The 17339-nt window shown below is 44.0% G+C and carries 19 protein-coding genes; 8 read left to right on the top strand and 11 right to left on the bottom strand.

From position 1 onward, the window contains the following. Nucleotides 1–40 precede the first annotated feature (40 nt). From F0261_RS03845 to F0261_RS03830, 4 genes are all read right to left on the bottom strand, one after another. Nucleotides 41–466, bottom strand: coding sequence for a hypothetical protein (locus F0261_RS03845; protein ID WP_171337259.1), 426 nt, complete (start codon nt 464–466; stop codon nt 41–43). A 56-nt stretch (nt 467–522) separates the two neighbouring features. Further along, a complete protein-coding gene (locus tag F0261_RS03840; RefSeq protein ID WP_171337258.1) occupies nt 523–996 on the bottom strand; it encodes an RNase H family protein in 474 nt (157 codons plus the stop codon). A gap of 40 nt (nt 997–1036) precedes the next feature. Next, nucleotides 1037–1207 carry a hypothetical protein gene (locus F0261_RS03835; RefSeq protein ID WP_171337257.1) on the bottom strand — a complete coding sequence of 57 codons (171 nt, stop codon included), beginning with the start codon at nt 1205–1207 and terminating at the stop codon, nt 1037–1039. Nucleotides 1208–2528: 1321 nt separating this feature from the next. Next, nucleotides 2529–3086, bottom strand: a complete 558-nt coding sequence (locus tag F0261_RS03830; protein ID WP_171337256.1) for a recombinase family protein — start codon at nt 3084–3086, stop codon at nt 2529–2531. 496 nt (nt 3087–3582) lie between these two features. Here F0261_RS03830 and F0261_RS03825 point away from each other — a divergent pair, with 496 nt between their 5' ends. Next, nucleotides 3583–4344 (top strand): hypothetical protein, encoded by a 762-nt coding sequence (locus F0261_RS03825; protein WP_171337255.1) that lies wholly within the window; start codon nt 3583–3585, stop codon nt 4342–4344. A gap of 198 nt (nt 4345–4542) precedes the next feature. Here F0261_RS03825 and F0261_RS19855 read toward each other — a convergent pair whose 3' ends face one another. The 5 genes from F0261_RS19855 to F0261_RS03805 form a co-directional block, all read right to left on the bottom strand. Continuing rightward, the gene (locus tag F0261_RS19855; RefSeq protein ID WP_171337254.1) at nt 4543–5820 is read right to left on the bottom strand and encodes a tyrosine-type recombinase/integrase; all 1278 of its coding nucleotides are present in this window, start codon (nt 5818–5820) and stop codon (nt 4543–4545) included. 193 nt (nt 5821–6013) lie between these two features. After that, nucleotides 6014–7837, bottom strand: coding sequence for a DUF885 family protein (locus F0261_RS03815; protein WP_171337253.1), 1824 nt, complete (start codon nt 7835–7837; stop codon nt 6014–6016). Nucleotides 7838–7918: 81 nt separating this feature from the next. Next, a complete protein-coding gene (locus F0261_RS19850) occupies nt 7919–8302 on the bottom strand; it encodes a hypothetical protein (RefSeq protein WP_014980668.1) in 384 nt (127 codons plus the stop codon). A gap of 48 nt (nt 8303–8350) precedes the next feature. After that, nucleotides 8351–8548 carry a hypothetical protein gene (locus F0261_RS19845; RefSeq protein ID WP_014980667.1) on the bottom strand — a complete coding sequence of 66 codons (198 nt, stop codon included), beginning with the start codon at nt 8546–8548 and terminating at the stop codon, nt 8351–8353. After that, nucleotides 8548–9291 (bottom strand): IclR family transcriptional regulator, encoded by a 744-nt coding sequence (locus F0261_RS03805; RefSeq protein WP_231513126.1) that lies wholly within the window; start codon nt 9289–9291, stop codon nt 8548–8550. Before F0261_RS03805 ends, F0261_RS19845 begins: the two co-directional genes overlap by 1 nt. A gap of 516 nt (nt 9292–9807) precedes the next feature. Here F0261_RS03805 and F0261_RS03800 point away from each other — a divergent pair. The 6 genes from F0261_RS03800 to cyoE all read left to right on the top strand — a co-directional run bounded on the left by F0261_RS03800 (nt 9808) and on the right by cyoE (nt 15376). Continuing rightward, nucleotides 9808–10215, top strand: coding sequence for a hypothetical protein (locus F0261_RS03800; RefSeq protein ID WP_014980665.1), 408 nt, complete (start codon nt 9808–9810; stop codon nt 10213–10215). 150 nt (nt 10216–10365) lie between these two features. Continuing rightward, the gene (cyoA, locus tag F0261_RS03795) at nt 10366–11307 is read left to right on the top strand and encodes a ubiquinol oxidase subunit II (protein WP_014951264.1); all 942 of its coding nucleotides are present in this window, start codon (nt 10366–10368) and stop codon (nt 11305–11307) included. Nucleotides 11308–11309: 2 nt separating this feature from the next. Continuing rightward, complete coding sequence (gene cyoB, locus F0261_RS03790; protein WP_171337252.1) at nt 11310–13298, top strand: cytochrome o ubiquinol oxidase subunit I; 1989 nt, start codon at nt 11310–11312, stop codon at nt 13296–13298. Beyond that, the gene (gene cyoC / locus F0261_RS03785; protein WP_168476750.1) at nt 13295–13912 is read left to right on the top strand and encodes a cytochrome o ubiquinol oxidase subunit III; all 618 of its coding nucleotides are present in this window, start codon (nt 13295–13297) and stop codon (nt 13910–13912) included. The genes cyoB and cyoC overlap by 4 nt, the downstream gene beginning before the upstream one ends. After that, nucleotides 13912–14283 carry a cytochrome o ubiquinol oxidase subunit IV gene (cyoD, locus tag F0261_RS03780; protein WP_012520077.1) on the top strand — a complete coding sequence of 124 codons (372 nt, stop codon included), beginning with the start codon at nt 13912–13914 and terminating at the stop codon, nt 14281–14283. Before cyoC ends, cyoD begins: the two co-directional genes overlap by 1 nt. A 196-nt stretch (nt 14284–14479) precedes the next feature. After that, nucleotides 14480–15376: a heme o synthase gene (gene cyoE, locus F0261_RS03775; RefSeq protein ID WP_014980663.1), complete on the top strand. Its 897-nt coding sequence runs from the start codon at nt 14480–14482 to the stop codon at nt 15374–15376. A 127-nt stretch (nt 15377–15503) separates the two neighbouring features. Here cyoE and F0261_RS03770 read toward each other — a convergent pair whose 3' ends face one another. Continuing rightward, on the bottom strand, nt 15504–16016 hold the full coding sequence (locus F0261_RS03770; protein WP_014980662.1) for a YgjV family protein: 513 nt from the start codon (nt 16014–16016) through the stop codon (nt 15504–15506). 186 nt (nt 16017–16202) lie between these two features. Here F0261_RS03770 and ppiC point away from each other — a divergent pair, with 186 nt between their 5' ends. After that, nucleotides 16203–16484: a peptidylprolyl isomerase PpiC gene (gene ppiC, locus F0261_RS03765; RefSeq protein ID WP_012520075.1), complete on the top strand. Its 282-nt coding sequence runs from the start codon at nt 16203–16205 to the stop codon at nt 16482–16484. Nucleotides 16485–16591: 107 nt separating this feature from the next. Here the strand turns inward: ppiC and F0261_RS03760 are convergent, their stop codons facing one another. After that, entirely contained in the window at nt 16592–17338 is a 747-nt protein-coding gene (locus F0261_RS03760) for a hypothetical protein (protein ID WP_171337251.1), read from the bottom strand. Nucleotide 17339 lies beyond the last annotated feature (1 nt).

Genomic DNA, 17339 nt, shown 5'->3' with positions numbered 1-17339 from the left:
CTAGATAAAAAACGCCTCGCATAAAGTCGCACAAAACACTCTAGGAGTACTGTTTGGCAATATCTGACTTCATGTAAGACTCTATGGCTTTGTCTACGAGTGCCATATTCCCCTCGAAAGCGGCTAAGTATGCTTCACGCATTTGCCGAGTCATCTCCCCGTATGCCCCAGTAACCCAAGCAGTGAACTCCCAAGTCAAAGAGTCTTGTCGCCCAAGAACTTGCTCTACTCTTTTGTCGAGAATATCAAAGACTTCTTCACCAAAGGCCATCTGAATATCAAAAACTCCGCCTTCATCCACTCCAAATTTTCCTTTCAAGTAAGCTTTAACCATAGGGCAAAGGTCCTCGTCAGAAGTTAGATAGTTGGTGATGGTGGCGCGAGTTCCTGAGCGATGATATGCATCAATTACAGCTAAGATATCTTTGTTATTTGCGATTGTTGGGTTAATAGTAAGATGTTTCATATTCAATATTCTCCGTTGGTTATCTTTATATTAGTTTGCTAAATGGTGTTTTTTGATTAAGACGCTGCTGCGGTCGCTAGACTGTCAGCTAGTTCATTGCCGTAGACACCGTTGTGACCTCTTACCCATTTGATGCTGACCGTGGGCTTTTCTAGCTTCAGATTGTCGATACATCTCCATAGGTCTTGGTTTGCTACAGGCTTTTTGTTAGCTGTGCGCCAGCCTTTTGCTTTCCACCCATCGAGCCACTGGTTATAGCCATCAGCAATCATTTTGTTATCTGTGTGAATGATATCTTTGGGCTCTGCTAATTCGAGCGCTTTAATTACAGCAATCATTTCACACCGTACATTCGTTGTCGTATCGTTTGCTTTGGGTAAAACGGCCTCACTAAGCTCACTTATAAGTTCGTTAGTAGGGCTTAGCACAGCTATGCCAATACCTCCCAATGTGCAGCCGTTTTGATTGTCTGGAGCTGCGCCATCGGTGTAGATATGGCGTACGGTGATAGTAGATTCTTGGTTAGTCATTGGTGTTCCTTTTTTGGTTATTTAGTCTTGTTGTTTATGGTTAGTAAGAATGGGTCAAGTACTGCTCTACGCACTCATTAATGAGCTTGTTAGCACTGAGCTTTTTATCTGATGTTGCTTGTCGTTTTGCTTGACGTTCACGTAGAAGTTGAAGCGCCTTGTTCGATAGCTTCACGCTTAAATTCTGTGTGTTAAGTGTTTTGTATGGCATGGTGTTACCTCTTTAGATTTTTTGAAAAACAGTAGCCGTACGCTGGAGGCGTAAAGCTGCTGATGGTTAGGCTTTTAGAGTTTTAGGAAAACGCTAGACAGGGACTTACACGCGAACACTTACAAAAAAGTTGTGAGTGGTTATAAGTCTGTCTTAGGTAGTGAATACATAAATGGTTAGTTGTAATGTGAGTTAGGTACAACCACTAACTACTGAGCAAACAAATAGCCCTAGTTACATAAAGGAGTGAACTGTAAAAAGGGCTAGGTGTACTAACTAACAACCATCTAATGTGTATATGTAGAGGGAATAGATAAGTCTAGCTTAGAGCCCAGCTTATAATTCTTATTGCTCTCCCTTCCTTCAAAGGTTGGACAGCCGTACGTCTTGAGAAGTCAGGAGCTAAGTGTACTAATTAACAATCGTCTAATGTGTATATGTAGAGGGAGTAGATAAGTCTAGCCTAGAGCCCAGCCTATAGTTCTGACACTCTCTTCCTTCTAAGGTCGGATAGTCGTACGTCTTGAAAAGTCAGGGGCTAGTTTACTAACAATCATCTCATATGTTTATGTAGGGAGGAGTGGGTATGTATAGCTTAGAGCTTAGCTTATAGTTCTTATTGTTTTCTTCTTTCCCTCTTATGTCGGACAGTCATATGTTGGTCGTAGTTAACGTCTCTCGAACTATTCGAGTTAAAGCTGTAGAGGCGGCTCAATTCAGCCGTTTGTATCGTTTAGTTTTTTCTTTGCCTATGTCGGACAGTCGCAATCGTAGTGAAGTCAGAGGCTTTAAGGTTAACCAATATCCATGAGATGTGCGTATGTAGTGAGGTGCTGTAAAGCAAACCATAAGTCTACTTTAGAGCTGGTTTTGGGTTCATTAGACCTGCCACCTGCCTTTGTTGAACCTCAACCCAGCGCTACAAAATCAATGACTGAGCTTTGATGCTCTGTTATATCCTGCGAATAGTTGGGCTCTCGTAGTTCGTCTTTTTCTTTGTATATGTCGGACAGTGGCAACAACAGTAAAAAATGAAGTTGTAGTGCATAGCCACTTTTTACACGACTACATTCTGTAAAAATGTTAATGAAGCCTATGCCAGCTATGTTTATTAGGCGTGAAGTGTGGTCATGAGAGCGCCTGTATGGATCTGTGAGAAACCTAAAGGCGCTTGAGGTCAGGTTGTACCATCTATCTGACTGCTAGGCTCAGAGAGAAGCACAGATCGAAATACTTGGTTTACCTCAACATTGATGTTTACAGGTTTCATAGAGGTGAATGAACACTTAACTAGAAACTAAACAGATGATAGTGCTTAAGGTTAGCTTGTAGCTCTCTCTTTCTTCACAGCTTGAACAGTTGAAGGTGAAATATTGAGTTGTGTTGCTATCTTACGAATACTCACACCTTCATCTAGCAACTGATTCACACGTTCACGGTCAACGCTTTGCGGTCTGCCTTTGTACTTGCCTTCCTTCTTCGCTATGGCGATACCTTCACGCTGTCTTTCTAACATCATAGAGCGTTCAAACTGATAGATACCGCCAAGCATAGTGAGCATTAGGTCTTGCATTGCGTCATTCGCATCGGCTGTGAAGGTCATGTTCTCTTTGTAGAACTTCAATGTAACGCCCTTGGCTTTGAGCGACTCCACCAGCTCTAGTAAGTCACCTACGTTTCTAGCCATACGTGATATGTCGTGTACGTGAACAGTGTCACCAGCTCTCAAGTGTTCGAGCATAATCGTTAGCTGTGGCCTGTTCTTGTCCTTACCTGAACATTTATCAGTGTATACCTTGTCCAGCGTTAGCCCTTCAAGCTGTCTTGCTGTGTTCTGGTCTACTGTACTAACGCGAATGTATCCAATGTTCTGGCTCATGCTACTGCTTCCCTTAAGTGTGTGGTTTTATATCTAAGACGTTTAAATGCTAACCGTACCAATAATTAAAAGTCAACTTAAAACCATACGAATAACTTATCGAAAGTGTACCAACCAAGTGTACTGCTATGGATATACCCTATTGTTACAGTGCTTTTGGTCGTAGTGAGAGTTAGTTACAGGAGCGCTTGCGAGGCTATAAGGTTAGCTTGGCTGCTTGAGGATATAATTGACTGGCGCTAGATGACACTACTGAGTGTGTGCTGTCTCATTGCGTTGAACGCTGGTGGATTGAGTTGACTGGAGAATTGGTTTTAATAATGATTTGTGGCGTATAGCCCCCTACGGGGGGGAAACGGGACTTCAAGTTGTTTAATTTGGGCGTTTAAATTTTTCACTAAAAATAGTTTTCTATTTAGACATACTCTTACATTTGATTTTTAAGTTGAGTATTCTGTGGTCTGCTTTTGAAATATTAAGAAGGGAATCTTGTTCAATGAAACAGCTTAGCGATTTGATTGGTTTTCGCGCAGTGTACGCACTCATAGTCTTAATTGTTACTCTTTTCCTGTCAGAATACACAAAAGATTTTTGGAGTGGATACAAAGTCGAGTTTGCCGGCATTCTATTAGAAGTCGCAATAATTTATCTCCTTGTAGAAAATCTATTCCAAAGAAAGAAAAACAAACAATTAATTCCTGTAAAAAATAAGTTGCATGAGCGTGTAGTAACTCTTCAAATGCTAATGTTTGAATCTTTAGAAGAATCAATTCACCAAGTACTTAGGAAGCAGAATGGAGACTATTACTATCGAGGCGATAACATTCAAACGTACGACTATGATTTTTTAAAGCAAAACCAAAATATTATCATAGAGCACCTGTCCCACTCGGCCTCATTTTTACCAGTAGAGTTATATACTGAATTAATGGACTATATAGATAGTTCTACGGAGATTTTACGGTTAATTCAGTTTTTGCAAATGGTAACTCGAAGAGTGCCGCCTCCCGTAAGAGAAGATGGCTCTCAGGACGATTTGACGAATTGGTTTTTGATAGGCACAACATCATTTCAAACATCTGCTATTGAGGAAAGTCAAAAGTTCTATTTGAAACTAAAAGGGCAATCAGGTGAGCTTACAAAGCCTTTCTTTAAATCAGAGCCAGTAGTTTCAAGCATTGAAAATCTCGCGGAAGCAGATACCTTGGTTACTATGCTAAAAAACGTAAAAGTCGTAAAGCTTCAACACAACAATTGAGCAAAGCCTTATAGTAGTCAGCATCATGTTTTTTCGAGCCAATACGAGAGTTCATTCTTGTCATTCAACTTGGTTGGTTAAAGGCAGCTTTTGTGACACTTAAAATGAGTGTGAGCCAGTAATATTAACTTCTGCTATTAGGGCTAGCTAACCTCTTTAGGAGAACCTCATTCTTATCTCGCCGCCGTAGTTCTATAGCTAACTCATATAAACCAATGCTTTATTCACCGCGCGTTTTAACTGAGTTAGCTCATGGCCTTTCGAGTAGTACCCGTAAGACATTGTTTTGCCTCGCTCATGCCCAACAATCTGAGCGGTAACATTCTCTTCGATGCCCGCTCTTTCCATTGCAGTTATATACATATGTCTGAACGAGTGAAAGCCTTTTAAGTTGTTATCGGTAACGTGTTGTGTCTTGAAGCGAGAGAAAGTTCGAGAGGCAGTTTTAGCTTCAACTCCGATAATTAAGTCATCTTCACTTATGTCTTCAATTCGGCGTAGAAGCTTCTTTCCCATTTCGTCTGGTAGGGGTACTGTTCGTGTGGCTGCTTTTGTTTTCCCTTTTTCTATGTTGATAGCAACAATTTCGTTTTCAACAACAACGTGTTTTTTCTTTAGGTTGCAAAGCTCACTTATGCGACAGCCTGTATATATACCTAGTTCGACCAGCAGACTGTAAATAGGCTTTTCCCACTTGTAGTCTACAATTTTTTGCATCTCGCTTGATGTGAATGGTTCTCTTTTTTCGGTTTGGTGCTCGTCTGCAGAAGAGTACTTATGCCCTACAAACGGGTTCATGCCTGTAACTTCTTCCATAGTCTCGGCAAACTCCCATACCATTTTGAGTCTGCTCACTTTGGCTTGAACGGTTGCTTTTTTAAAAGAAAATTCTAAGTGCTTAATATATTGATAGACCATCTTCTTTGTAACGTCTTCAATCGCTATATCAGCCATATCTACCCAGTCGAATTTTTTAAAGCAGAATTTATTGAAGTCGTGAACTGCTTTTTCGACCTTTTGAAGCGTATCCTCAGTTTTATCTTTACCCCAGTCTTCTTTCCACATTGAAAAAGCTTCTGATAGTCTGAAGCGATATTTAGTACTGAAGTCACGTTTTCCATTCACTGTCATGTAGGCTTCAAGCTCAAGGCTTCTCTTTTGAGCACGAAGCTTTTCAGGGTCTACCCATTCATCCCAGCTATGTGGGTGAAGCTTACTGCTGCGCTCCATTTCTTTCACGAGCTCTCTGAAGCGCTGCCCATCGGTGGTCGTAGTTCTATTAAGTTGCTTCGATTCTATTTCACCATTGATAACCGCGCGTTTGCGGCGGGCTTCCCTAATATCTCCCGTTTCTAGGCTAACTTGTATAGACGTTTGGTCTGGGTAATATTCCTTGAGGTGTTTAGGAACTCGTCTTTGATACCACCATATGTTACCGCGAAGCTTAAGATGTACTGTGTCGGATTTATTGCTCACTACAACCTCAATGTATCCAGAAATGTAGACAGCATTGTGGTCATAAGTATATGAAAGTCAATAGGAATAAGGTCTGCGTGATAGTTCGCTCGGCATGATGTAATCATCCCCCAAGCTTAACGCTTAAAAGAAAGGCGCTGCTCATAGAGCAGCGCCTTTTTTGTTTGTGAGACAAATCTAGAGCGTTACAGGGCTATGCGCCCTGTTTTTCTGCAATATACTCGTCCACCAATTCTTCAAGAATGGCAAGTGGCACGGCACCGTTTTTAAGTACCACGTCATGGAAATCGCGTAAGTCGAACTTATCGCCTAATTCTTGTTTCGCTTTCTCACGAATTTCTAAAATCTTAATCATGCCCACTTTGTAAGAGGTGGCCTGACCCGGCATAACAATATAGCGCTCAATTTCAGATGTAACGTCGCTAAGCGCCATACCTGTGTTGCGTACCATATAGTCAATTGCCTCTTCACGGGTCCAACGTTTATCGTGAATACCCGTATCTACCACTAAGCGTACTGCTCTGAATAGTTCAGCTTGAAGGCGACCCAAGTTATCTAAAGGTTTATCTTGAAAACCCATCTCCCATGCCAGGTATTCTGAATACAAAGCCCAGCCCTCGGTGTAGGCAGTAAAAGGCGACATTTTGCGAATAAAGGGCATGCCTTCAAGTTCCATCGCTAAGGCTACCTGGAAATGGTGGCCTGGGATGCCTTCGTGATAGGCCAATGTGCGCATGCTGTACTTAGGCGTCGCTTTAATATCATATAGGTTGGCATAAAATCGCCCCGGGCGAGAGCCATCAATAGCGGGCTGCTGGTAGTAGGCGCCTGGCGCGGTTTTCTCTTTAAACTCCGGAATACGTACCACTTCCATGCCGGCCTCAGGGCGAATTCTAAATACATCACTTATACCTGCATCAATCTCATCAAGTATGGTTTGGTAATCTTTTAGAATTTGCTCGCGGCCTTCATCACTGTCTTCGTAATAGTGAGAAGGGTCGGCGGCTAACGCGTCCATCGCGCTAGAGAAGCCCTGAGTTATGTCGTAGCCTTCACCAGCAAGAATAGTCAACATTTCGCCCTGAATTCTTGCTACCTCTTTTAAGCCTAGGTTGTGAATTTCATCGGCAGTCAGGTCGGTGGTAGTGAAAAAACGCAGCGCATTGGCGTACACTTTGTCGCCGTCAGGTAAATGCCAGTAGCCGTGGTCATTGCCAGCTTTGGCTTGAAGCGTGGTGAAGTAATCTATAAATAGCTGGTAGGCGCGGTCAACGTCATCACCTATGACTGTTTGAGCTTCAGCTAAAAATGCGTCTTGCTGTTCCGCAGAGATTTCTTCAGCCTTAGACATCTTTTCTTTCAGTGAGCTGTAAAGAATATTCTCTTCTATTGGCGAAGATATAAAGCCATTCATTTCATCTAGTACGCGGTCTATCACGAAGCGCGGAGGGATAATGCCTTTTTCTTCACGAAGCTTAAGCCCTTCAAGTACTTGCGCGAATTTCTCGTCTACGGCACGCAAACGGCTTAAATAGTTCTCTACGTCGGTAGCATCATTAATCTGATGCTGACCTTCCATAAAGCTTGGAAACCCGTTTTGTACACCGAAAAGCTGGTTTACTGGGTAGCTGTGATACTGAAACGGCTCGTTACTAATGAGATAATCAAGCAAGTACAGCGTGATTTCTTTTGAAAGCTTCTCATCGTCGTTTAAATCTTCGTCGTCATACGCTAAAACTTTTTCTCGTATATCATGAGCTTTTACAAACAAGGCTTCATTTTTTTCTTGGCTAACGTCATCAAGCTCGGCGTTGTGGCCTTTAATGCCCATTGATTCTAAAAAACCGAGAGAGGTTAAGGTTTCAGGACTATCAAAAGCTACTTTCACCATTTCTCGGTTAAGTAGGTTATTAAAGTAAAAAGGTTTATCCGCATACCACTCGTGCGCAGCAAAAGTACCGCCTGCCAATACAATTACCAGTAAACCAGTACCAATCCATTTAAAAAATCGTTTCATCGTTATTATTGTCCGAATTTTATCCAACGTTTACGTTAACGGAAAAACTTAATAAAAGTAAATGGTAATTATGAACCCGGTTTAAAAAGAAAGGCGAACTTCATTACTGCCACCCCAAATGCCGCCATAGCCATGGCTACCTTTGTGATGGCCCGCGTTGTTTAAACTCTCTGATAATATGCTGTATTGCAGTGTAAAGCGCTGATTATTGTAGAACGAACCTACCTCGTCTTTTGACCAACTGAGCGAGCAGTGATCGATGATGACGTCAGTAGTGTTTCTTACAGTGACCGCGTCGCCTTCTTTACTGTCTTTCCCTGGCCTAAAACGCATGTGACGAATAATAACCTGGTTAGCTTCAACGCTTGTTGATGCGCCAGAAATTACAATTCCGTGGGGAGATGTCTGTCCTGCAATGGTGACGTTGCCATGTTTTATTTCTAAATCCTTTTCTAGCGCTATCACGCCAGACACATTAAAGACAATTAGTCTGGGATAGTCTTGCGCAATAGCTCATCGCAATGTTCCCTCTTGTGGGCTTTTGGCATTATCAGACAAAGAGCTAACAACTAACACTTTTCCTTGGTTTCCACCTTGTGTGTATTTTCCGAACCCCAGCGCACCTTCAAACGCCAATGATTGTGCGTGACAGTTAGACAAGATGAGAAACGCGACAAAAGCGACAATCAGTTGAATTGGAATATGTTTCATTACTGCATGTCCTGCTCGTAAGGGTGGGCACCGGTGGTTGGAAGGCGGGCGATGTCTTTGAGTTTAGCGCTCCATGCTTGGAGTACCTTAACATCGTGGATCATACCCTCTAGTTCTATTGCTAAAATTGATACAAGCTCTCCATCTCGCATGAAGACTGGCACGGCAACAAGCGTTACGTTGCGCGGTGCGAAGTGGCTGACGGCATAGCCCCTGGTACAAGTTGTTGCTCGTAATTTCGCGGCTTGTTGTTCATCAAAGTTTGCGGGGTGTGTGCTGTCGTTCATGTTTTGATACTTGGGATGGTAGGCCAACATGACATGACCCGCAGCAGATTCAAATAAGGGCAGCTTTGTCCCTGGTCTTATTGTTGTTATCTGCTTTTCTCTGGCATCTAAAACGTCAATAACAAACGCGCAGTAGTCGCCTAATGTACAGATAATTGCGCTAGCGTTGGTTGCAGCTATAAGTTTCGAAAGCGCAGGTGCAGTGATTCTCTGAACGTATCTGCTGCGCGAGTTAGCGGCGCTAATTTCGTAAATGCGTGTGCCATAGAAGTATTTTGTACCACGCTTTTCGACTACCCGTTCGCTGGTTAATGTTCTAAGTAACCTAAATACTGATGTGCGGGGAAGTTTAAGCGCTGACTCAATTTCAGAGGCACTTAACCCCGAGCGAGACTCGGCGATGGCTTGACATAGCTGCAGCGCCTGCATAACACTGGGAATTACATACCTTTCCATCTTTTTGCGGTCCCGAAATCAAGTTAATACTGCTCGATATTAACACGAATTAAACAAAATGCTACCGGTGGCATTTTAAGTTATTGATGATTTTTAAATTAATTACGTTGCGAAAAAAGAGAAAACTGTCGTGCAATTCATCGCATCTATAAGAAGGTTAACGCTTTATCAACCGTGTCCTGTAAGCGGTTTAATTTTGTATATTTGAAACAAAAAATTAACATATATGTGTGCTGCCGAGGTGCAAGTTGAAGACTCAGCGAGCGAAAAAGTGAATGAATGCGTGACATCTGTACTAAGGGCGACGATAAATCTGTGAAAGCAGAGTCTTACCTTCTGAATGTTAATAAAATAGTCATTTGTGTCTGGTGCTTTAATTACTAGGTCTTTTTAGCCCGTCGATAGGTGGCTTGTACTTGTCCTTATTTGAGATTACTCTGCCACGCCTGCTTTCTCATTCTCATTTGAAGCAGCGTTAGACTTAGAGCATTGTTCTTGTAAGGCATTACATTCTATATGGCACCACGTTCTTTCGTTTTTTTAGACGAACTGAATTCTTCGATTAGACCCGCAATAAACTACACCAGTGGTGTAGGCGCTATGCTGTGGTTGGCTAATCTGGTGTTACTGCTGAACATTGCGCTAGTTATCAGTGGTACCTTGGCTGACTCGGCAGAATTTGTCAGTGCGTTTAATGAAAGTTTGGTTGTAGAGCCTTTTTTCATTGCATTGGCCAATCACACGCTTTCGCAATTTATTGTTCCCACCATTGCATTAGTATTAGTCGGTCTCTTGGTAAAAGCCACGGCTATAGCAAAGGCGCAAATAACAAAACAGCGCCGACCTATTCCTTTCCTTTGCCCTACATTCCCCCAGCCTTTTGTTCAGACGGTTGGCAGTAGAGCGCCCCCACTTTTTAGTTAAACGTCTCCGATTTAATTATTTAACGCCGAAAGCGTTGCGCAGTAAGTGTGACAAAGCTTTACCGGTGTGTTTTTCGATGCTGTAACGCTGCCATTCTCTATTAAGCGGCCCAGTCATCGCCGTTTAACTTGTGGGTTATAGGAACTTGTTTTGTCTATTCGTAACCTTTTTACTTTAATTGTTGCTGGTGCAGGGCTGACGTTGGCCGGTTGCAGCGGTGGCGTGCTTGACCCTAAAGGGCAAGTGGGTATGGATGAAAAGAATCTGATTATTCTTTGTACCATCCTAATGCTGATTGTTGTTGTTCCCGTTATTTTTCTTACGCTTTACTTTGCGTGGAAGTATCGCGCTAGTCGCGATTTCGAAATTTATACCCCTAAATGGGCACACTCGACCAAAATAGAAGCGGTGGTGTGGTCCATTCCAATTCTCATTGTCGTGTCGTTGAGTGTGATCACCTGGCGCTCTACTCACGCACTCGACCCTTATGCACCGCTAGAAGGTCAAGGAGAGCATCTTACTGTTGAAGTAGTCTCGCTTAACTGGAAGTGGCTGTTTATTTACCCTGAACAAGGTATCGCAACGGTCAATGAATTGGTGTTTCCTGCCAATAAACCCGTTGCGTTTAAGATTACTTCTGAAAGCACCATGAATTCGTTTTTTATTCCTCAGCTCGGAAGCCAGATTTATTCCATGGCGGGAATGGAGACCAAGCTTCATCTTATTGCCGACGAGCCAGGTACGTACAAAGGCATTTCTTCAAATTACAGCGGTGCGGGATTCACTGGAATGAAGTTTAACGCTATTGCCACACCTACCGAGGATGACTTCGAGGCGTGGGTTGCCAGCGTTAAGCAGTCGCAAACATCGTTAACGTCAGGTGCCTACGAGCAGCTTGCTGAGCCAAGCGAAAACAATCCGGTGACCTATTTCAGCAAAGTCGATGACGGCTTATTTCATAACATTGTTATGAAGTACATGAAAGATCACGGCTCTATGGATTTCTACAACAAGCCGGAAAATGCCGCTATGGGCGAACATCACGCCATGCCTGAAATGCAACACAGCCATCACCAAGAGGATGCACAATAACCATGTCTTTATTAGGTAAATTATCTATTGAGGCCGTGCCCTATCACGAGCCGATTATTATGGTGACACTAGCTGTTGTGGCAGTGGTGGGTGTGGTCATTGCCATGCTTATCACCAAGCACAAACAGTGGGGAACCCTATGGTTTGATTGGATAACGTCTGTCGACCACAAACGTCTTGGTATTATGTACATTGTGTTGGCTATGATCATGCTGCTGCGTGGCTTCGCCGACGCCATTATGATGCGTACTCAGCTTGCAATGGCAACCAATGGGGCGCCCGGGTATCTACCGCCAGAGCACTACGACCAAATCTTCACAGCCCATGGCGTTATCATGATTATCTTCATGGCGATGCCGTTTATGATTGGGTTGATGAATATCATTTTGCCACTACAAATTGGTGCTCGCGATGTGGCGTTTCCATTTTTAAATAACTTAAGTTTTTGGCTGACCGCAGGTGGCGCAATTCTAGTAAATGTGTCTTTGGGGTTAGGTGAATTCGCAAAAACAGGGTGGGTTGCTTATCCGCCGCTAGCCGGGTTGGAGTTTAGTCCCGGGGTTGGCGTCGACTATTACATATGGGCCCTGCAGATATCCGGGCTCGGTACGCTGCTAACCGCCGTAAACTTCTTAGTTACCGTGTTTAAAATGCGTGCGCCCGGCATGAAGTTAATGCAAATGCCTATTTTCACATGGACCTGTACGTGGGCAAACATTCTGATTGCTGCTTCGTTCCCTATTCTTACGGCTGTGTTAGCCATGCTGACGCTAGACCGCTACATGGACTTCCACTTCTTCACGAATGAAGCTGGTGGTAACTCTATGATGTATATCAACCTGTTCTGGGCGTGGGGACACCCTGAGGTTTATATTCTGGTACTGCCTGCATTTGGTATTTTTTCAGAAGTTATATCTACGTTTACCGCTAAGCGCCTGTTTGGCTACAAGTCGATGGTGTATGCGTCCGGTGCCATTGCCATTCTTGGTTTTATTGTTTGGCTGCACCACTTCTTTACCATGGGGTCGAGCGCCAATGTGAATGCCTTCTTCGGCATTATGACCATGGTTATTGCCGTACCCACGGGCGTGAAACTGTTTAACTGGCTATTCACCATGTATCGCGGTCGCTTAATTTTGAGTGTGCCTGTACTGTGGACGTTAGGCTTTATGGTGACCTTCACCATCGGCGGCATGACAGGTGTGTTACTTGCCATTCCAGGTGCTGACTACGTACTTCATAATAGCTTGTTCCTAATTGCACACTTTCACAACACCATTATTGGTGGTGCGGTATTTGGCTATCTGGCTGGCTTTGCTTTTTGGTTCCCGAAAGCCATGGGCTTTAAGCTTGACGAAAAAACCGGAAAAGCAGCCTTTTGGTGCTGGCAAATTGGTTTCCTTTTGGCGTTCATGCCCCTATATATGCTTGGCTTTTTGGGTATGACACGCCGCTTAAATCACACCGACAATCCTGACTGGAATATCTGGTTATACATTGCTGCATTTGGTGCGTTTGTTATAGCAATTGGTATTTTCTTCCAGCTACTTCAGCTGTTTGTAAGCTTCAAAAACAAAGAGAAGCTTAACGATACAACGGGCGATCCGTGGAATGGTCACACGCTAGAGTGGTCAACGGCGTCACCGCCTCAATTTTACAATTTTGCCAAGATTCCTCACATCAAAGACATTGATGCATGGACGGATATGAAGGAGCGCGGCGAGTCGTATCAACGCCCTGAAAAATACACACCTATTCATATGCCAAAAAATACTTCAGCCGGAGTTTTCATGAGCATGAGCTTTACCCTAATGGGCTTTGCGCTTATCTGGCATATTTGGTGGCTTGCTGTTGTCGGTTTAGTGGCAGGAATAGGAGTATTTATTAAGCGTTGCTATACCTCGGATGTTGATTACTACGTGCAGGTAGATGAGGTTGAACGAGTTGAAGCTACGCACTTAAGTGCCAATACAGTGGGAGGTCGCTCATGAGTACTATTGCAACATCAAGCGCCGCATCAATGCCGCATGAACACGCACACGAAGAACATCATGAAAACAACACCGTGTTTGGTTTCTGGTTGTATTTAATGACCGACTGTTTGTTGTTTGCTTCTTTCTTTGCCACCTATGCCGTGCTGTTTATGAATACGGCAGGCGGTGTGTCTGGCAAAGATATTTTCGAGCTCAACTTTGTTGCAGTTGAAACCGCCGCACTGCTTTTAAGCAGCATTACCTTTGGCTTTGCCATGATATGTGCTCACCGACAAAACAAGTCAGGCGCCCTTGCTTGGCTGGCGGTGACATGGGCACTGGGTGCGTGTTTTATTGGTATGGAGGTGTACGAATTTCATCACCTTATTGAGCATGGCAACGGGCCGCAGCAAAGTGCGTTTCTAACGGCGTTCTTCTCGTTAGTGGGACTGCACGGAATGCACGTTACAGCGGGCCTTATTTGGATGACAATCATGTTTATTGAAGTAACCCGCCGAGGTCTAGGTGAGCAAACCGTTACTCGACTTAGTTGCTTAAGTCTGTTTTGGCACTTCCTCGATATCGTATGGATATGTGTATTTACCGTAGTGTATTTAATGGGGGCAATGTAATGGCGTTACACGATGCGAAATTAGCTTCAAATACGGACGGTCACGCTTCATCGACCCACAATAGTGATGACGCACATGGCGATGTGAAGTCTTATATTATTGGCTTCATTCTATCTGTGGTACTTACCGCTATTCCGTTCACTCTAGTGATGAATGGCGACCTATCTAAAGTTACCACGATTTGGAGCGTGGTAACTTTGGGCTTGGTTCAAATTTGGGTGCACCTTAAATACTTTTTGCACCTTAACTTTGTTACTGAAGAAGGCAGAGCCAATACGTTTTCATTCTTATTCAGTGCGCTTATTATTTTCATGGTGGTTGGGTTATCCGTTTGGATCATCTACGAATCAAACGCCATGATGATGTATTAGCAAATCTCTGTATATGCGTGGTCTAGCCTGGCGATCATGTCAGGCTTTTCAATGTGATCAATTCATCGCGGTCATTACGTTAAGCCCTCATGTTTCGTCCTCCTATTGGTGCAACCTATTTGGGGGCAACATTGGGGCTTCTCAGTACACCTTGATACGTGTCTAAATGGGCGCGTTTTAAATTTGGATTTTACCCATGACCTCTACTTATAAACGTTACCTCTCAGTCACCAAGCCCGGCATTATTATGGGCAATGCTATTTCGGTAACGGGCGGTTTCTTGCTCGCGTCCCGTGGCGATATAGATTACTGCCTATTGCTCGCAACGCTCATCGGTTTATCGCTGGTGGTGGCTTCAGGATGTGTCATTAATAACTGCATTGATCGAGATATCGACAGCAAAATGCAGCGCACGGCTAACCGGGTTACGGTAACAGGCGAGTTGCCATTACGTACTGCGATGTTGCACGGTGCTGTGCTAGGCATTGCAGGGTTTGGCTTGTTAGCGCTTTACACCAACCTTACTGCCGTATTTTTTGCTGTTTTTGGCTACGTTATTTATGTGGGTGTGTACAGCCTGTATATGAAGCGAAACTCGGTGTATGGCACCTTCGTTGGCAGTTTGTCGGGGGCCGTTCCGCCCGTAGTCGGTTATTGCGCGGCGAGCGGTCAGTTTGATATGGCTGCAGCTATTTTGCTGGGTATGTTCAGCATTTGGCAAATGCCCCATTCCTATGCCATCGCTATCTTTAGGTATAACGACTATAAGGCGGCTGGCATTCCGGTATTGCCTGTATCGCAAGGTATTGCGAAAGCAAAACGCCATATCGTCCTTCATATTGCATTATTTGCTTTAGTAGTAATGCTGCTTCCACTTAGCGGTTATACGGGGATTGGCTTTTTGACAGTTGCTTTCGCAACAAGCCTTTGGTGGCTGTTGATGGCGCTGCGCGGATACAGACCCGACATCAACGTAGAAGGCTGGGCAAAACGTGTTTTTGGCTTTTCCATTGTGAATATAACGCTGTTATCCGTCGCTATGTCACTGGACTATCATACGTCAGTAACGAGTCTGTTTGCGCTCTCGTTATAATTGACGTGTTTCGACTCTCTCGACGAGGTTGGCTTGAAAGCTTCCAATGCAGTATGCGTATAGCAACGTATTCACTTTGGGCAATCAAGGCGTGTAGATTGGAGCATAGTCTGGCATAGATTGGGAATCAGGCCTGACCGAGTGCTTTTTGCCCTCTGTACAAGCGAATAATGGTGAAGCTATTAACTGCCAGTAGCGTAGCTTCAAGCAGGGTGCCGCCAATAGAGCCGACAATAATATTGTTGGTTAGCCAACATATAGCGCCGCACAAAAACGCTAAACGCATGCGTATTCCCGACAAACAAAACAAGGCATAAGTGCCTATACACGTGCCCAAAATAGGGAATAAATCGTACCAAACCTCGGCCAAATAGAGCCCGGCTGCTAGCGATATTAATATAAATAGATAGGCGACACTTCGGGAGCGAGTTTTAATTGAAATGCCTGTTCTTACCACTGAAAGCAAGGCACTTAAGCATGCAGTAACTGCACCAAGTAGCGCAAAATGCAGGGCGTGATTTAAATTCATCACCACCATCATTATTCGCAGGTGCTGATCATCACGCTGATAAAAGCACAAAATGCCAAGCGCAAAACTCAACATTCCTACCGCTTGGGCCAAGTCGAATTCTGGTAACAAAAGGAAAGGCTCGTCAATGATTGATAAAGGTTAACGATACGCAGTTTTTAAACAGCAGAGTAGCCTCTACATCGCTTTTTTAACCCAACACATCACATTGACTAATGGCAGGCGGGTTGTTCACTAGGGTATACTTAGCGTGCACGATATTATTCTTAAACCCCCGATACAAATTAGGTCCTTTCCATGGCAACGGCATCCGCACTTCACATTTTGGTTAAAACAGAGAAAGAAGCGCTTTCTATTTTAGAGCAGCTTAAAAAGGGTAAGGATTTTGCGACATTAGCAAAGCGTCATTCTAAATGCCCGTCGGGCAAGCGTGGCGGCGATCTTGGTGAATTTCGTAGAGGCCAAATGGTAAAAGCCTTCGACGATGTGGTATTTAAAAAAGACGTGCTGAAAGTACACGGGCCGGTGAAGACCCGTTTCGGCTACCACCTTATCAAAACGCTCTATCGTAGTAATTAAAACCAGAGCCTTTTAAAACCAAAGCCGCTAAAGCTGAAGCCGCTATAGCCGAAGCAACCCCGATCCATTCAACAAGCGTTTAAAGTATGTCCTAGCTAATTACCTTGTTAATTGCCCGGCTCCCACTTTTCACCGCATACTGAATTTTTGGTAAATATGGCGTACGGGCTGTTGGTGTCGTGCAGTGAATTGCGTAGCGCTGCGCCGTGATCTACCGTAATAAAAGCTGTGTCAGAGGCCTTACCTTGTTCATTTAGCATAAAGTAGTCGCTGGAGTAGCTTGTTAGCATCATGCGATTGTCGTAACCCATATCGCTTAAGCGCACCCGGGTAATGGCTTTAAATTTAGCATCGGGGTTAGAAAGGCCTACGATTTTCTTAAAAAAGTAGCCTTTATCAGACTGCAGCTGGGAAAAACCATTTAACGTGTTTATCAGGGTTTTTAAATCTATTGCATCGCGCTGCAGCATGAAGTCGTGCTGGATGGCATTGCCATCTTTTCTAAGGCTGTCTTTCGACGGTGCTTTACCAGCAGTATAGGCCTGCTCTGCTTCCATTGAAGAAAGGTGCGCTTGCCCTTCCTCTGTATAGTGAATCAGTGCGCTCGTATTCATGTTTACGTAGTAGTCGCTGATCCCCGCAGGCACCACTTCAAATAGCATAACATCTGGGGTTACGGCGCCTCGCTCTTCGGGCGTTTGAGGGCCTTTAGCCACGCACTTGTCAGAAATGAAATAGTAATATTGGCCAGCTTCAATGGCGAAAGCTGTATTAGATAGCACCGCGCAGGTGGCCAGAAATAGTAGCCTGGAAGTGAGCTGCTTAATTGCCGTTAAAGTACTGCCTATTTGCATA

The organism is Alteromonas sp. 07-89-2, from assembly GCF_013113925.1.
GTDB lineage: Bacteria > Pseudomonadota > Gammaproteobacteria > Enterobacterales > Alteromonadaceae > Alteromonas > Alteromonas macleodii.
The sequence above is the reverse complement of the archived record's forward strand: the minus strand, read 5'-3'. Positions and strand labels throughout refer to the sequence as shown.